At 50.5% G+C, this 13,777-nt stretch carries 15 protein-coding genes; 5 read left to right on the top strand and 10 right to left on the bottom strand.

The genetic code is table 11. The annotated features are described in order from the left end of the window. Positions 1 to 5 precede the first annotated feature (5 nt). A complete protein-coding gene (locus tag HMY34_RS13925) occupies positions 6 to 1,133 on the top strand; it encodes a PEGA domain-containing protein (RefSeq protein WP_202716073.1) in 1,128 nt (375 codons plus the stop codon). 16 nt (positions 1,134 to 1,149) lie between these two features. Beyond that, positions 1,150 to 2,925, top strand: a complete 1,776-nt coding sequence (locus tag HMY34_RS13920) for an N-acetylglutaminylglutamine amidotransferase (protein WP_202716072.1) — start codon at positions 1,150 to 1,152, stop codon at positions 2,923 to 2,925. 53 nt (positions 2,926 to 2,978) lie between these two features. Here the strand turns inward: HMY34_RS13920 and HMY34_RS13915 are convergent, their stop codons facing one another. The 5 genes from HMY34_RS13915 to HMY34_RS13895 all read right to left on the bottom strand — a co-directional run bounded on the left by HMY34_RS13915 (position 2,979) and on the right by HMY34_RS13895 (position 6,710). Further along, positions 2,979 to 3,590 carry a hypothetical protein gene (locus HMY34_RS13915; RefSeq protein ID WP_202716071.1) on the bottom strand — a complete coding sequence of 204 codons (612 nt, stop codon included), beginning with the start codon at positions 3,588 to 3,590 and terminating at the stop codon, positions 2,979 to 2,981. 101 nt (positions 3,591 to 3,691) lie between these two features. Continuing rightward, on the bottom strand, positions 3,692 to 4,060 hold the full coding sequence (locus tag HMY34_RS13910) for a hypothetical protein (protein WP_202716070.1): 369 nt from the start codon (positions 4,058 to 4,060) through the stop codon (positions 3,692 to 3,694). Continuing rightward, the gene (locus HMY34_RS13905; RefSeq protein ID WP_202716069.1) at positions 4,050 to 4,967 is read right to left on the bottom strand and encodes a Dam family site-specific DNA-(adenine-N6)-methyltransferase; all 918 of its coding nucleotides are present in this window, start codon (positions 4,965 to 4,967) and stop codon (positions 4,050 to 4,052) included. Before HMY34_RS13905 ends, HMY34_RS13910 begins: the two co-directional genes overlap by 11 nt. Before the next feature lie 5 nt (positions 4,968 to 4,972). Continuing rightward, positions 4,973 to 5,803: an EcoRV family type II restriction endonuclease gene (locus tag HMY34_RS13900; protein WP_202716068.1), complete on the bottom strand. Its 831-nt coding sequence runs from the start codon at positions 5,801 to 5,803 to the stop codon at positions 4,973 to 4,975. 100 nt (positions 5,804 to 5,903) lie between these two features. Then, the gene (locus tag HMY34_RS13895; protein ID WP_202716067.1) at positions 5,904 to 6,710 is read right to left on the bottom strand and encodes a TatD family hydrolase; all 807 of its coding nucleotides are present in this window, start codon (positions 6,708 to 6,710) and stop codon (positions 5,904 to 5,906) included. A gap of 122 nt (positions 6,711 to 6,832) precedes the next feature. Here HMY34_RS13895 and HMY34_RS13890 point away from each other — a divergent pair, with 122 nt between their 5' ends. The 3 genes from HMY34_RS13890 to HMY34_RS13880 are packed head-to-tail and all read left to right on the top strand — an operon-like array spanning position 6,833 to position 8,575. Continuing rightward, complete coding sequence (locus HMY34_RS13890) at positions 6,833 to 7,648, top strand: DUF2189 domain-containing protein (protein WP_202716066.1); 816 nt, start codon at positions 6,833 to 6,835, stop codon at positions 7,646 to 7,648. A 1-nt stretch (position 7,649) separates the two neighbouring features. Next, positions 7,650 to 8,189, top strand: coding sequence for a phosphatase PAP2 family protein (locus HMY34_RS13885; RefSeq protein ID WP_202716065.1), 540 nt, complete (start codon positions 7,650 to 7,652; stop codon positions 8,187 to 8,189). After that, the gene (locus HMY34_RS13880) at positions 8,186 to 8,575 is read left to right on the top strand and encodes a diacylglycerol kinase (protein ID WP_202716064.1); all 390 of its coding nucleotides are present in this window, start codon (positions 8,186 to 8,188) and stop codon (positions 8,573 to 8,575) included. Before HMY34_RS13885 ends, HMY34_RS13880 begins: the two co-directional genes overlap by 4 nt. 22 nt (positions 8,576 to 8,597) lie before the next feature. Here HMY34_RS13880 and HMY34_RS13875 read toward each other — a convergent pair whose 3' ends face one another. The 5 genes from HMY34_RS13875 to HMY34_RS13855 all read right to left on the bottom strand — a co-directional run bounded on the left by HMY34_RS13875 (position 8,598) and on the right by HMY34_RS13855 (position 13,720). Next, the gene (locus tag HMY34_RS13875) at positions 8,598 to 9,833 is read right to left on the bottom strand and encodes an RNA-guided endonuclease InsQ/TnpB family protein (protein WP_202716063.1); all 1,236 of its coding nucleotides are present in this window, start codon (positions 9,831 to 9,833) and stop codon (positions 8,598 to 8,600) included. A gap of 192 nt (positions 9,834 to 10,025) precedes the next feature. Then, the gene (gene gdhA, locus HMY34_RS13870) at positions 10,026 to 11,363 is read right to left on the bottom strand and encodes an NADP-specific glutamate dehydrogenase (RefSeq protein WP_202716062.1); all 1,338 of its coding nucleotides are present in this window, start codon (positions 11,361 to 11,363) and stop codon (positions 10,026 to 10,028) included. Between the two features lie 17 nt (positions 11,364 to 11,380). After that, positions 11,381 to 11,563 (bottom strand): hypothetical protein, encoded by a 183-nt coding sequence (locus HMY34_RS13865; RefSeq protein WP_202716061.1) that lies wholly within the window; start codon positions 11,561 to 11,563, stop codon positions 11,381 to 11,383. After that, positions 11,560 to 12,648 carry a DUF8606 domain-containing protein gene (locus HMY34_RS13860; protein WP_202716060.1) on the bottom strand — a complete coding sequence of 363 codons (1,089 nt, stop codon included), beginning with the start codon at positions 12,646 to 12,648 and terminating at the stop codon, positions 11,560 to 11,562. The genes HMY34_RS13865 and HMY34_RS13860 overlap by 4 nt, the downstream gene beginning before the upstream one ends. Positions 12,649 to 12,886: 238 nt before the next feature. Continuing rightward, positions 12,887 to 13,720 carry a putative RNA methyltransferase gene (locus tag HMY34_RS13855; protein ID WP_202716059.1) on the bottom strand — a complete coding sequence of 278 codons (834 nt, stop codon included), beginning with the start codon at positions 13,718 to 13,720 and terminating at the stop codon, positions 12,887 to 12,889. Between the last annotated feature and the right edge of the window lie 57 nt (positions 13,721 to 13,777).

The following is a 13,777-nucleotide window of genomic DNA, read 5'->3' as shown; positions in this document are numbered from 1 at the left end:
TCGACATGAGCGGAATCGCAAAATGGATCATCGGCGCAGTGCTGGTCATCTTCGCCCTGATTGGCATCAAGAGCCTGTTTGCCCCCAATCCGGCAGAAGCCCCACCCAGCGCTTCCGGCTGGGAACAGCCGCTAGTCATGCCCAATGCCAACCTACCCTCACCCGACGCCATCGGTGACAGTGCCATTTTCACCCGCCCATTGAACGACAAACCTGCCCCGGCGGAAGAAGAAGACAATACCGTGGAATTGGTTGGCGAACCGGAGGATACCGACACGGTTGAAGCCCCCAAGCCGCCACCAACACGCACCCCACCCAAACCCGCCGAACCGCTGGCGGATGAACCAGACACCGATACAGCCCCGGTAATCGCTGAACCGACAGAAACACCAAAGCCTGCAACCCCACCGCCCGCTCCCGTTGTCGGCAAAACCGGCACGCTGGAAATTGTGGCGCAAACCGAAACCGGCAAACCCATCAAAGCCAATGTTTACGTGCAACAAGCCAACGGCGTAAATCTGGATAACGCCACTTACACCAACAAAGCCGCGTTCACGCTCAAACCCGGCAAATACAAAATCACGGTACGTGCCGAAGGTTACGCCAGCCTGTCACGCACGATCAGCGTCCCGGATGGCGCGGTGGTGAATGAAATCTTCCCACTGCCTGCGCTAGTCGCTGCCGCACCCGCCCCGGTTGCTGCCCCACCCCGTCAACCTGAACCCGTCAGACCAGCACCAGCGCCTGCACCCTCTGCCGCGCAAGGCAGACTCCGCGTCGTTGCGTTATCCGCTGATGACGGCACGCCGATACCCGTCAATTTCACCATCGCGCGTTTGGATGGCTCCGTGGTCGAACGGGTTAATAATGTGTCACTCACCGAACTCAGCCTGCCCGCACAAGAATTCGTGGTCAGCTTTGATTACCAAGGGTTTCATGGCTACAAATCCCTGACCGTACCGCCGGGGCAAGTGTTTACCCACACCTTCAATATTCGTGGCGTTAGCGGGCAAGCGCAAGTGCCGCAAGAATTGCCCCCGCAGCAACCCATGCAACAGCCGCCACCACAGACCGTGGAGGAAATGCTGATGCAGCGCTTGCAGGATGAATTACAAAAACGCTTAACCAATTGAACTAGGGAATACCACTATGTGCGGCATTTGCGGTGAACTACGCCTCGACGGGCAACTCCCCGAACTGAAATACCTCAACAGTATGATGGCGAAGCTGGAAAAGCGCGGCCCCGACCACGCGGGCAGCTTTTCCGACGGCGGATTGATGTTTGGGCATCGCCGCCTTGCCATCATTGACCTGTCGTACAAATCCAGCCAGCCGATGGTCGACATCGAATCGGGCTTGGCACTGGTGTTCAACGGCACGATCTACAATCACCCCGAATTGCGGGCGGAATTGAAGGCTCGTGGGCATCATTTCTTCTCCGAAGGCGATACCGAAGTCATCCTCAAAGCCTACGCGGAATGGGGTGAAGACGCGCCCAAGCATTTGCTCGGCATGTTTGCGTTTGCGATCTGGGACATGCGCAGGAAAGTGCTGTTCGTGGCGCGTGACCGCATGGGCATCAAGCCGTTGTACTACGCCGCTGACGGTAAAAGTTTTCGCTTTGCCTCCAACACGCAAGCCTTGCTGACCACACCGGGGATTGATACCAGCCTCGACCCGCTGGCAATCCACAACTTGTTTTCGCTGCACGCCGTTGTACCCGCACCGCGCACCGTACTCAACGGCATCCGCAAGCTGCAACCCGCGCACAGCCTCACCATCCACGCTGACGGGCGGCAAGAGCTGAAACGCTACTGGAATCTGGTGGCACGTCGCCCCGCCGAGCCGCGCACCGAACAAGAGTGGATCGACGCCGTACACGAATCGTTGAAAACCGCCGTGCGTCGCCGTAACAATATCGCCGACGTACCCGTGGGCGTGCTGCTTTCCGGCGGCTTGGATTCGAGCCTACTAGTCGGTTTGCTATCTGAAATCGGCATCAAGGACATCCGCACCTTCACCATCGGTTTCGACGACCAACCGGAGGAAAAAGGCAGCGAATACGAATACTCCGACGCGGTGGTGGAACGCTTCCAGCCCAAACACCACAAATTCCACATCCCCAACGAACAAACGCTGTCACGCCTGCCGGAAGCGGTGGCAAACATGGCAGAACCGATGTTCGGGCAGGATGCGATTGGCTTTTACCTGCTATCGGAACAGGTTTCCCAACACGTCAAAGTGGTGCAATCAGGGCAAGGCGCGGATGAAGTGTTCGGCGGCTATTTCTGGTATCCGCAAGCGCACGCCGACAAAAACCCCGACATGCTGCAACGCCTCGCGCCGTATTATTTCGACCGCGACCACAACGAGATGGCGGAGATGCTGCAAACCCCGTTCCAAACTCGCGATTACACCGGCGAATTGGTGCGCGAATTGTTGGAATCGGCGGATGCGGAGGAAACGCTGGATGCGGTATTGCGTGCCGACGTGACCACTTTCATCGTCGATGATCCGGTCAAGCGCGTGGACAACATGACGATGGCGTGGGGGTTGGAAGCGCGTGTGCCGTTCCTCGATCACGAGTTGGTGGAACTGGCAGCACAAATGCCGACCGAGTTGAAATTGCGTGATGGCGGCAAGTATGTGTTGAAACAGATTGCGCGGGGGCTAGTGCCAGATAGCGTGATTGATCGCCCCAAGGGGTATTTCCCTGTGCCTGCGCTTAAATTTGTGCGCGGCGAGTTTCTGGAAATGATGCGGGATTTGCTGGATTCGCAAGCGTGTCGGGAACGCGGTTTGTATCAGCGTAGCTATATTGACAAGGTGATTGCTCAACCTGAAGCGCATTTGACGCGGATTCAGGGGAGTAAGCTGTGGCACATGGCGGCGTTGGAGATGTGGTTGCAACTACAAACACTTTAAATTTTAATAAACCAAAGTACATAATCGAGTTCCGGTAGATCATATATGGAAACTTATATATGATCTTTTATAGAATTTCTAAACAAGCTATCTATTGCCAACCCATGTCTAGAACAAATATCCTCACCACGAATAAAATACAAATTAAATATATTTAATAGACCATCATGCACTCTATGATTGGCATTATCATTAATGAATAAACAATACTGAAACGGGTCAAGTGCTCGATATGGCGTTAGTTCATCAAAAAACAATACTGCACTTACATTGCTATAAGTTTTATTATTGCCATCGATATTCCATAAATTCTTGGGAGGCTCGAACTGCTTCTTTACAGGATTAAATATTCTCCCGCCCCCATATAAGCATTGAACAAGGATATTCTGCATTAACTGAAGTCCTGCTGAGAAAGATGAAGGTCTAAATGTTGTGGCGATAATATAAGGTTTATCAAGACTGCCATATCTACGTGCTTTCTTTTTTAGGCTATCTAGCAACTTAGTGTGAAAATGAACATTGACTATCCTTGCGGATATTGAGAAATCAGCTTTTGGCACTATCTCAAGAAAAACCCGAAATGTCTTGCTGCCATCATTCCATTCAACTTCTGACTTAGATATATTTTTATTTTTATGCCACCACGCTTTTACAAAACCTCGCAACTCAATAAAGTCATGGTGATTTAAGTCTCTTCCTTTGATTTCTTTAATATTTATACGATTTTCATCATGATCAAAAGAATCAACAAAACGTTCAAATTCTTCTACGCTCCAATCATCATATTCTCCAAATAAAAATACTCTCCATCACTCAACGTCACCAAGAAATCGGGTCTCTTATTAGTATCACTTATATTGGGATGTTCTTCAAGTTGACATCCTAATCTTCTAAATATATGAGCTACTAATAGCTCAAAACAGGTCGAATAAAATTTCTCCTCACTCTTATTTTTGATAATACGTGAGCGAATATCGTTCTGAGACTTTTCATCAAACTCATTAAAGCACATATTCAATAAACTTCTAATTTTACAATATTCAGGTAGTGCAGAATTGTTTATGAATTCAAAATGAGATTTTTTGCCTCTATCTTTATCTGTACAAACCCGATCAAATTTAATATCAAACAGCATATTTACAACCTTGTTTATTAATATCTAACAACACGAACTGTTGGAATACTTCTGTCTTTTTCTCATCGGTGTAGGGATCGTAGTTTATCACCAATGCCTCAACCATCGGATTGCGGTTATCCTCACTCGCGCCGACATGGTAGAAATGCTCCCGTGTCAGCACGTTAAACTTGCCCCACAATGACTTGATGTAGGTGTTCTCCCGAAAATCATTGTGATGCCAAGTGGAAAGAATGAATTTGCCCTCCAGCTTTTCCAGCGCAGCATGAAGGCGATGCTCCTGAAGCTCATCCCAACCGTTGTAATAATCCACATGGCGGTCAATATACGGCGGGTCACAATACACGATGTCATCCGCCGAAACCTCTTGGAGTGTTTTGGTGAAATCCTGACATTTAAACTCAAACTGTTTGGTATGCAAGATTTTAGCAACGGCATCGACTTGATTCACGATTTTGGTCACATAAGCCTGAGCAAATCGTTGCGGTTTACGACAAAATGGGATATTAAACCCACCCTTTCGATTGAAACGAATCATGCCGTTAAATCCGGCTCGGTTCAGAAACAAAAAATCCAAGGGTGCATGATATTTGTTAAACCGCTCACGAATTTCATAGTAATGCACTTCGCCTTTTTCCAGCAGCAAAACCCCTTCCCTATTCAAATAAGCGCGGACACTTTCAGGCGTAATCACACCTTTAGCAAGGCAGGAATAAAAGTGAACTAAATGCGGATTAGTATCACACAGCAAAGCCTGATGTGGGGCAAGGTTAAAAGCCACAACGCCAGTCCCCATGAATGGCTCAACCCATCTCCCATCAAAATCAGCGGGAATAATGTTTTTGATCCACGGCACAAGTTTAGTTTTGATGCCTTGGGATTTGATCGGGGGAACGCTGACTTTCATTAGTATCATTCCCCACTATTCTGTTTGTCGACTACCAGCGAAACATCACCACCGCGATAGGCAACAAAGGCTTTCAGCGTCGAAATTTTGTTGGTAATACCTTGTTCGTTTTGCACAATGATTTTGCAATAGTTCATCCAATAATCGTCGAACCAACTTTCTCCCAAACGGGAAAACATGCCGCGCCCGTTGATAATATCGTCGATATTATTGATGCTGCCGATATTGGCGGTATTGCCGCTGCCGCCTTTGTCACTGGCGATTTGCCATTTTTCCACCACGAAAAACTGGAAATTTTTGACCACCGAAGCAATGGACTGTAATTCATCCAGCCGATGGGAACGGGTTTCGTCTATCGTTGCCCCTTCTGCCCGGTCATAAATGATGCCAAGGCAAAAATGCCCCGTATATGAGCCATAGGGAAACTGGATATTTTTGGTACTTTGGCGGTTCTCGAAATATGTACCGTGCGAACCCAAAGTGAAACCGTTGCACAGGTGCGGCTTTTTGGGATTTCGATAGGTTGTCTTGAAATCAACGGCAAATTTGACGCTTTCATCATCCACTTTGACGAAAGAAATATCCGGGTAGTAATTCTGATGGTCAGCCAACACCACGCGATAGCCGTTGTCTTGCGCAAACTGGAGAATTTTCGGGAACAGGTGAATTTCCAATATCTTGGAAACAATCTTGGTGTCGGATGAAATTGTGTAAACGTTCTGAAATACGTCGATAAATCCCTTGATCGTCCACTGCCCATCTTCCGTACTGACGTATTGTTGGATACTGCCAACAAACGTGGCTAATTTTGTGTGGAACTCTTGCTTGTGATCCATGTAGTACTGCTTTGGGTTAGATTCTTTCGTTCAGCTTAACAACACGAGCGCGTAAACCCAAGATATCTATATCACGGCTATCGGCGCAGTAAACTGTGTATCACACCCCACCAAAAAACACCTCCACACTGTTCTTCCACACCTGCGGTAACAACGTTTCCAACGGCACACCCTTCACCGCCGCCACATGTTCCGCAATAAACGGCAAATACTTCGGCTCATTCTTATGCCCACGGTAAGGAATCGGCGTTAAATACGGCGCATCGGTTTCAAACAAAATCTGTTCGACAGGCGTAATGCTGATAATCTCACGCACATTCTCCGCCGCCTTAAACGTGCTAATCCCGTTAAAGCCCAGACAGAAACCTTCGCCAAGGCAATATTCTGCCAGCGCCTGCCCCGACGTAAAGCTGTGAATCACCCCGCGCTTCGGCATTTGCCCAACAAAGTTGCGCAAAATTGCTTCCATATCCGCATCCGCCTCGCGGGTATGCACCACAATCGGCAAACTCAGATCAATCGCCATCTGCAATTGCCGCTCAAACGCCTCACGCTGTTTAGCACGATCCGAATAATCGTAATGGTAATCCAGCCCAATTTCGCCAATCGCCAGTATTTTCGCGTGCAAGGCATTAGCGCGAATCTGCGCATCCACTGCATCGCTGTAATCGTTGGCATCGTGCGGGTGAATGCCCTGCGTCCCCCACACTTGCGGGTAGCGCTGCGCCAGTGCCATCACCTTTTCCAGATTATCGGGGGAAACCGCAATGGTGATAATTCGTTCAACATTCACCTCACGAGCAGCTTGCAAGGCAGCATCCAGCGCATAGCCTTCCAGATAATCCAGATGGCAATGGGTTTCGATGATGGGGTGCTCGAAGACAGGAATAGCGCGTTTTTTAGACATAAATTTTCCGTATTTTGATAAGGGTTTGTTGTCGTTGAGAATTTTTCACACTACATTAACAATAATCCCTAGTAAAACGTTAGGGTATTAACAACGACAGTGTTCTTATAAGGAGGTTTACCATGGCACAGATTGCAAGTAAATCGGCTGGGGTTTCCAGTGCTCCTCACGCCGAACAATTATTCAAAAGTTACCCCGTCCAACACGTTGAACCCGCCGCGATTATGCGTTGGCTGCGGCAAGGCTGGGCGGATATGAAAGCCAACCCCTCAGCCAGCTTAGCTTACGGGATTGTGTTCGCCTTGGTCGGTATTCTTATGAGCATCGTCTCAGCCACTAACCCGGCGTTTTTTGTGGCAGCCAGCACCGGCTTTTTACTGGTCGGCCCTTTCCTCGCATTAGGCTTGTATGGATTGAGCCATCAAATTGAACAAGGGCAAGCCCCGCGTTTCTGGTCATCTCTCCGTGGTATTCGGGAAAATGCTATTAGCCTTGGGCTGTATGCGGTAGTGTTGGGCATGATGATGGTATTTTGGGTACGCTTATCAGCCGTCATCACCGGGATTTTCTTTAATCAAATGTCGGTCGATATGGAAGGTTACGCCGGTTTGTGGAACGCTTTATTCACCATGGAACAGGGTTGGATGTTTATTCTGGCCTTCTTCGGCATGGGGCTATTGTTTGCATTATTGGCCTTCATGACAGGTGTGGTAACAGCCCCGATGTTGCTGGAACGTAAGGTGGATATTGTAACGGCGGCGACCACCAGTATGCGTGCCGTTTTCAAAAGCCCGTTAACCATGCTGCTTTGGGCACTGACCATCACCGTCGTGATTGGCCTAGGGATTGCGACTTTTGATCTTGGTTTGATCATTGCAATGCCCTTGATTGCTCATGCGAGTTGGCACGCTTACCGCGACACGGTGCAGGAAAAATAACATGCTAAACGTCTTGGATAGCCAGATTTTGGGCATTTTCCACGGTTTGCGCACCCCGTATCTGGATCATTTTTTTGCATCTGTTACTTGGTTAGGGTCGCTGTGGTTGTTAGTACCCCTGAGTGCGTTGGGCATCTTGGTGGTATGGCGCTTGGGATATGCCCCCATGCTATCATTACACAGCACGTATTTGCCTGCGGCGTTGCTGCTGGCAAGTGCGGCGGCTTTTACGCTCAAGGCGTGGTTTGAACGTCCACGCCCGGCGTTGTTTGAGACCTTGACCGCGATGCCGGTAGATTCGGCATTCCCCAGTGCGCATTCGGCACAAGCCGCTGCGTTTTTTGTGGCGCTGTGGTTTTTGTTACCACCTGCGCTGCGGGTCGGCGGGGGCATTGTCCTCGCGGGTGTGGTGATCGCGGTGATGATGTCTAGGCTATATTTGCAAGTGCATTGGCCGAGTGATGTGCTGGTCGGCGCACTGCTAGGGGGTGCCTGTGCCGTGTTATTACGTGTGGTGTTTTTGCCAAAGGTTTACGCATGAAAAATAAATTTCTCGGCACCGGGGATGCGGGTTATCACCCCTTGCGGAAATTCCGCACCGTGTTATCCGGGCTGAGTTACGCGGTTAAATACGATTTTAGTGTCACTTACAAACTCGTGCTATCAGTGATCGTATTGATCGTGGCCTTCGCTTTCCGAGGCTGGGTGGATTTTCTGATGGTATTGGTGGCAACCACCTTGGTACTCATGGCGGAACTGTTCAACAGTGCGATTGAAGCACTCTGTGACTTTGTGGAAGAGCGTCACAACGAAAAAATCAAAGTGATTAAAGACATCGCCGCCGCTGCGGTCGGCGTGTCCATTCTGTTGTGGGTCATCGTGATCGGGATGGAACTCTGGAGCATGTTGACATCCTCCCCTCCCTGAAGGAAGGGGATTCCTACTGCATTCAGCTAGATAGCTGACTTACTTCGGTGAGTTCCTGCTTCATCGAGCGACTTAATGCCGCATCTCCACAGGCTAACAAGCGGTGTCCCCGCTCTTCAACATTGATCGCGCCGACATGATCGGCATGATTTTCATAGTGACATTTCACGCACACAAACTTCGCTTGTGTTTGGCGGTTATCCGCTGATACGTGATGACATTCGGGGCATTCTTGACTGGTGTAATGCGCAGGCACGGCGAACAACATGCCGCCATTCCATGCCATTTTATAGTCGAGTTGCCGCCGGAACTCACCCCAGCCTTGGTCGAGGATGGCTTTGTTTAAGCCAGACTTTGCCGCCACGTTCTTGCCGGGATTTTCTGCTGTGCCTGCCGCTGATAGGCTCATATTGCTTACCTGCAAATCTTCGACGAACACCACCGCGTGGTTTTGGCTGATGGTTGTCGTCGCTTTGTGCAGGAAATCGCGGCGGGTATTGGCGATTTGTGTGTGGAGTTTTTGAACTTTGGCTTTCGCCTTTTTCCAGTTGTTACTGAATTTCTGCTTATGCGCCATGCGCCGTTGGTATTTGGCGAGCTTGGCTTGTTGGATTTTAAAGCTGTTGAGCGGGGCGATGTAGCTGCCATCCGAGAACGTGGCAAAACGCGCTATGCCTAAGTCGATACCGATACTCGTGGTGGTGGCAGATATGGGTTGCTCCACTTCCCGCTGGGTTTGGATACTGATGTACCACTTGCCGTTTTTGCCGGACACCGTAACATTGCGCAATTCCCCCAACACATCGCGGCTGTTGCGGTAACGTATCCAACCCAATTTTGGCAGGAAAACGCGGTTGTTGCGCTGATCGAGCTTAATTTGTTTGGAGTCGGGATAGCGGAAACTGTCGCAGCCGCCTTTGCGTTTGAAGCGGGGGAAACCTGCCCTGAGCGTAGCCGAAGGGTCGGCACGCTTAGCAAAGAAGTTTTGGTAGGCTTTTTCCAAGTCCTTTAGCGCGTGCTGCAAGGGATGGACAGGGGCATCTTTCAGCCACGGCGTTTCTTCTCCATTGCGCCATGCCGTTAGGTGTTTTGCCATTGCCACATAACCGATGAACTTTTCACCCGCTTCATGATTGGCTTGCTGCAACGCTAATGCTTTGTTGTAGACGAAGCGGCACGAACCCGCGTAACGGCACAGATTGCGCTGTTGTCCACCGTCTGACTTTAGTTCGTATTTGAAGGCTTGTAGTCGTTGCATTGTGCTAAGGGTAGACTAAAATCCCTACTTCGTGTGCCTGAATCTACCGTAAACGCGGGTTTCAGCCGACAAACGGAATGGGAGGGGCGGTACAGTTCAGTCATTCGCCAGTACATCGAGCAGCAGCAAATACCACATTAATTACTCCGAATCCTCCCCGCCCTGAAGGACGAGGCTTGCCGCGCGACCTGATCAAATAACGCCTTGCGCCAACATCGCATCGGCTACTTTCACAAAACCCGCAATATTTGCCCCTGCCACGTAATTTCCCGCCTGCCCGTAAGCGGCGGCGGTATCCACGCATTGCTGGTGGATATTCACCATAATCGAATGCAATTTGGCATCCACTTCACCGCGTGTCCAACTCATGCGCAGCGCATTTTGGCTCATCTCCAAGCCCGATGTTGCTACCCCGCCCGCATTCGCCGCCTTACTCGGTGCAAACAAAATCTGCGCCGCTTGGAAGCGCGCTATCGCCCCCAAGGTACTCGGCATATTCGCGCCTTCGCACACCAGCGTACAGCCATTTGCCAGCAAGGTATCCGCATCGTCAGCGGTCATTTCATTCTGGGTCGCGCACGGAAATGCGCAATCACACGGCAATCCCCACGGGCGCTTACCGGGCAAATACTCAGCGGAAAACTGCTCAGCGTATTCGCTAATACGCCCGCGCCGTACATTCTTGAGTTCCATTATCCACGCCAGTTTTTCCACATCAATGCCCGCCGGGTCGTAAATCGTGCCATCCGAATCCGACAAGCTGATCACTTTCGCGCCTTGTTCATGCAACTTTGCCACCGCGTGTTGCGCCACATTGCCAGAACCGGAAACGGTACACACCTTGCCTTCCAACGCCTCATGGCGGGTATGCAACATGGATTCGGCAAAATACACCACCCCGTAACCCGTGGCTTCCGGGCGAATCAGCGAGCCACCCCAGTTCACCCCTTTTCCCGTCAACACCCCGGTAAATTCATTGCGAATCCGGCGGTATTGCCCAAACATAAAACCGATTTCACGCGCCCCCACGCCAATATCACCGGCTGGCACATCGGTTTCCGCGCCAATGTGCCGCTGCAATTCGGTCATGAACGACTGGCAAAAACGCATCACTTCAGCATCCGACTTGCCTTTCGGGTCAAAATCCGCACCGCCTTTGCCCCCGCCCATTGGCAAAGTGGTCAACGCATTTTTAAACACTTGCTCAAAGCCCAAAAACTTGAGGATGCTGGCATTCACGCTAGGGTGAAAGCGCAAGCCGCCTTTGTACGGGCCAATCGCGCTATTGAATTGAATACGAAACCCACGGTTCACCTGCACCTGCCCCGCATCATCAACCCAAGGCACACGGAACAGAATTTGGCGTTCCGGCTCGACCATGCGCTGCAAAATGCCCGCATCGCGCAAATCCGGGCGCTTATCCAGCACTGGCGCTAACGATGCCAGCACTTCATGCACCGCTTGGTGAAATTCCGGCTCGTGGGGGTTACGGCGTTTTACGGTGTCGATCACCTCGTCAATCACTGTCATTGGCTACATCCCTTCAGTTAATCATTTTGCGCATCATCCGCACTGCAAAATCCACCGTCAAATCCAATGACGCCAAGTGGTGGCAATCGGCTTGTTTTTCGGCACTCGCTGACCAGTAATACGGGGTTAATGCCGACTATTGACTGTTCCGCCAGCGCATCCGCCAGATGCAACTGGGTGGTTTGCGTGGAACAAGTCACTCCTGTAACCGGAAAAACTGTTCTAACTGTTCCAGCGTAAATTTATTGCGTAATTTAGTAACGGTGTTTTGATTGGCATACATACCCTTTACCCACACCGCTTGTTCTTTGGGAACGGTTTTTTGCCATTCTACCCGCACGAAGCAGGCTCGCTGATCAAGGTTATCCGCCTGATCACGCATGTAATAACCTTTTAGCTTCAGTTCCAAAAAAGGCTTGGGATTGCCATCCACCTCAAGACAAAATTCGTTGATCGGTTGTACACTCGCCATTACCGTACCTACGCCGACATAACCGCACTTAGGAATACACGCGAAGACCCGCGCTCCCGGCTTGAGTTGTTCCAGTGTACGAGTGTACCAACGCCCGCCATCTGCCACCACAAACCCATATTGCCGTGCATCATCCCAAACCAGATTACCGTCGCCATCATCACCGAAAGCCACGTAATAATCCTCGCCGTTCCAGACTTTTCCTCCCAGTTTCGGCGGTAACTTCACCGTTTGTGCTTCTGCCGCTTGCGGGTCAATCAGCCAAGTGCGTGTCAGGTATTCATTGTCGCCATCTTGGAAGTAGCGAAAAAATAGCGCGTTAATCGGCACACCGAAATTATCGGACAAATAGTTAATAATCCGTTCACTGGCATTATCCAATTCTGCCGCAACCAGCACGAGCTGATGTTGCTCATTGACCTTTTCTGGCGGACTGGGGCTATTGAAAAACTCCACGAAACCTTGTTCAAACGGCTTGTTGGGGTGATTGTCGGCGTAAATGTCAGCAATATCAGCGTAAGCCAGCCCTTGCACCCACGAAGCATAATCCAACAATTGTGCCACGGCCTCACGCGGTGTCTTGTGGCGTTTCAACTCAATGACGCACAGATTGCCATCCCCATCCATCGCCAATATGTCGATATATTTACCGTGTGCGGTCAGCACCTGCTGCCCCAAATACATCCAATCGGGTGACAAAATTGCAAGGTCACTTTTTAGCACTTCCTCCAGCTTGGCTTCTGATGCCAATGCCGAAAAGCTTAGTTTTTGCGGCTGTGCTTGAATTTTCCAGATACCGACTTCAATGGGCATAATGTCATTCCTGTTTAAAAGATTACCGCCTGTTCCGCCAGCGCATCCGCCAGATGCAACTGGGTGGTTTGCGCGGTACGGATGCGGGCTTTGATTTGGTAGTAATCCGAGCGTAAAACCACGAATCAAAGATAAATTCAGATTTCCAACAGATACGCTTTTTACCGATGTATTTGCTGATAATGTCGGCTTCAGAGAGTTATTGCTTGCCCACCGTATGCCCCCTGAGTGTGGGTAGTTAATCGCCTTTGCGCATCACTGTAACACAAAAATCCACCGTCAAATCCAGCGACTGCAAGCGCTGGCAATGCGCCTGTTTTTCGGCACTTGCTGACCAGTAATACGGAGTCATGTGCAGCAATGCCGCAATGCTTGCCTGATCCGGCAACGTGACAGGGTAATTCACCGACAACGACGGACATTCCTGCATATTGTCCAGCGGCGGCAACTCTTCCACCGTATGCGGTTGCGGCGCGTCGTAAATCAACTGGCGCAACTCGAACAAATGCTGGGCGGCAGGGTATGCCCACAAATACAACCCGCCCGGTTTCAACACGCGCACAATCTCGGCTTCAGAGGCGGGCGCAAACACGCGCACCAACACATCCACCGACGCATCCGCCAACGGTAATTCAAAGCTGGAAGCCACCGCAAACGCCAACGCAGGGTATTGCTTCGCCGCCAGCCGCATCGCCGCCCGCGAAATATCCGTGCCATAACCTTGCACATTAGCACCGAGCATTTGCACCAGTTGGTTGAGGTAATAGCCTTCGCCACAACCGGCATCCAACACTGTCAGCGCTTGCTCCGTGTCAGGGAAATGCTCACGAATCGCCGCCACCAATGCCATTGCCAACGGCGCGTAAAATCCCTGTTGCAAGAAATAGCGACGGCTACCCAACATCGCTTTATTGTCACCGGGGTCAGCCGAATGCTTGCGGTTAACCAACAGCAGGTTCACGTAACCTTCTTTCGCACGGTCGAAACTGTGGCGGTTAGCACACACCCAAGTACGCTCGACCAAAGTCAGCGATTCATTACATAACGGACAACGCCAAAACACGAGATTCATGCGGTATATCACCTTCACAATGGAACTGTTGGACTAGAATATGATCATAAGCGAGAT

The sequence above is a fragment of the Thiothrix subterranea genome, assembly GCF_016772315.1.
GTDB lineage: Bacteria > Pseudomonadota > Gammaproteobacteria > Thiotrichales > Thiotrichaceae > Thiothrix > Thiothrix subterranea.
Note: the sequence above shows the minus strand (reverse complement) of the source record. Positions and strands in the feature narration are given on the sequence as shown.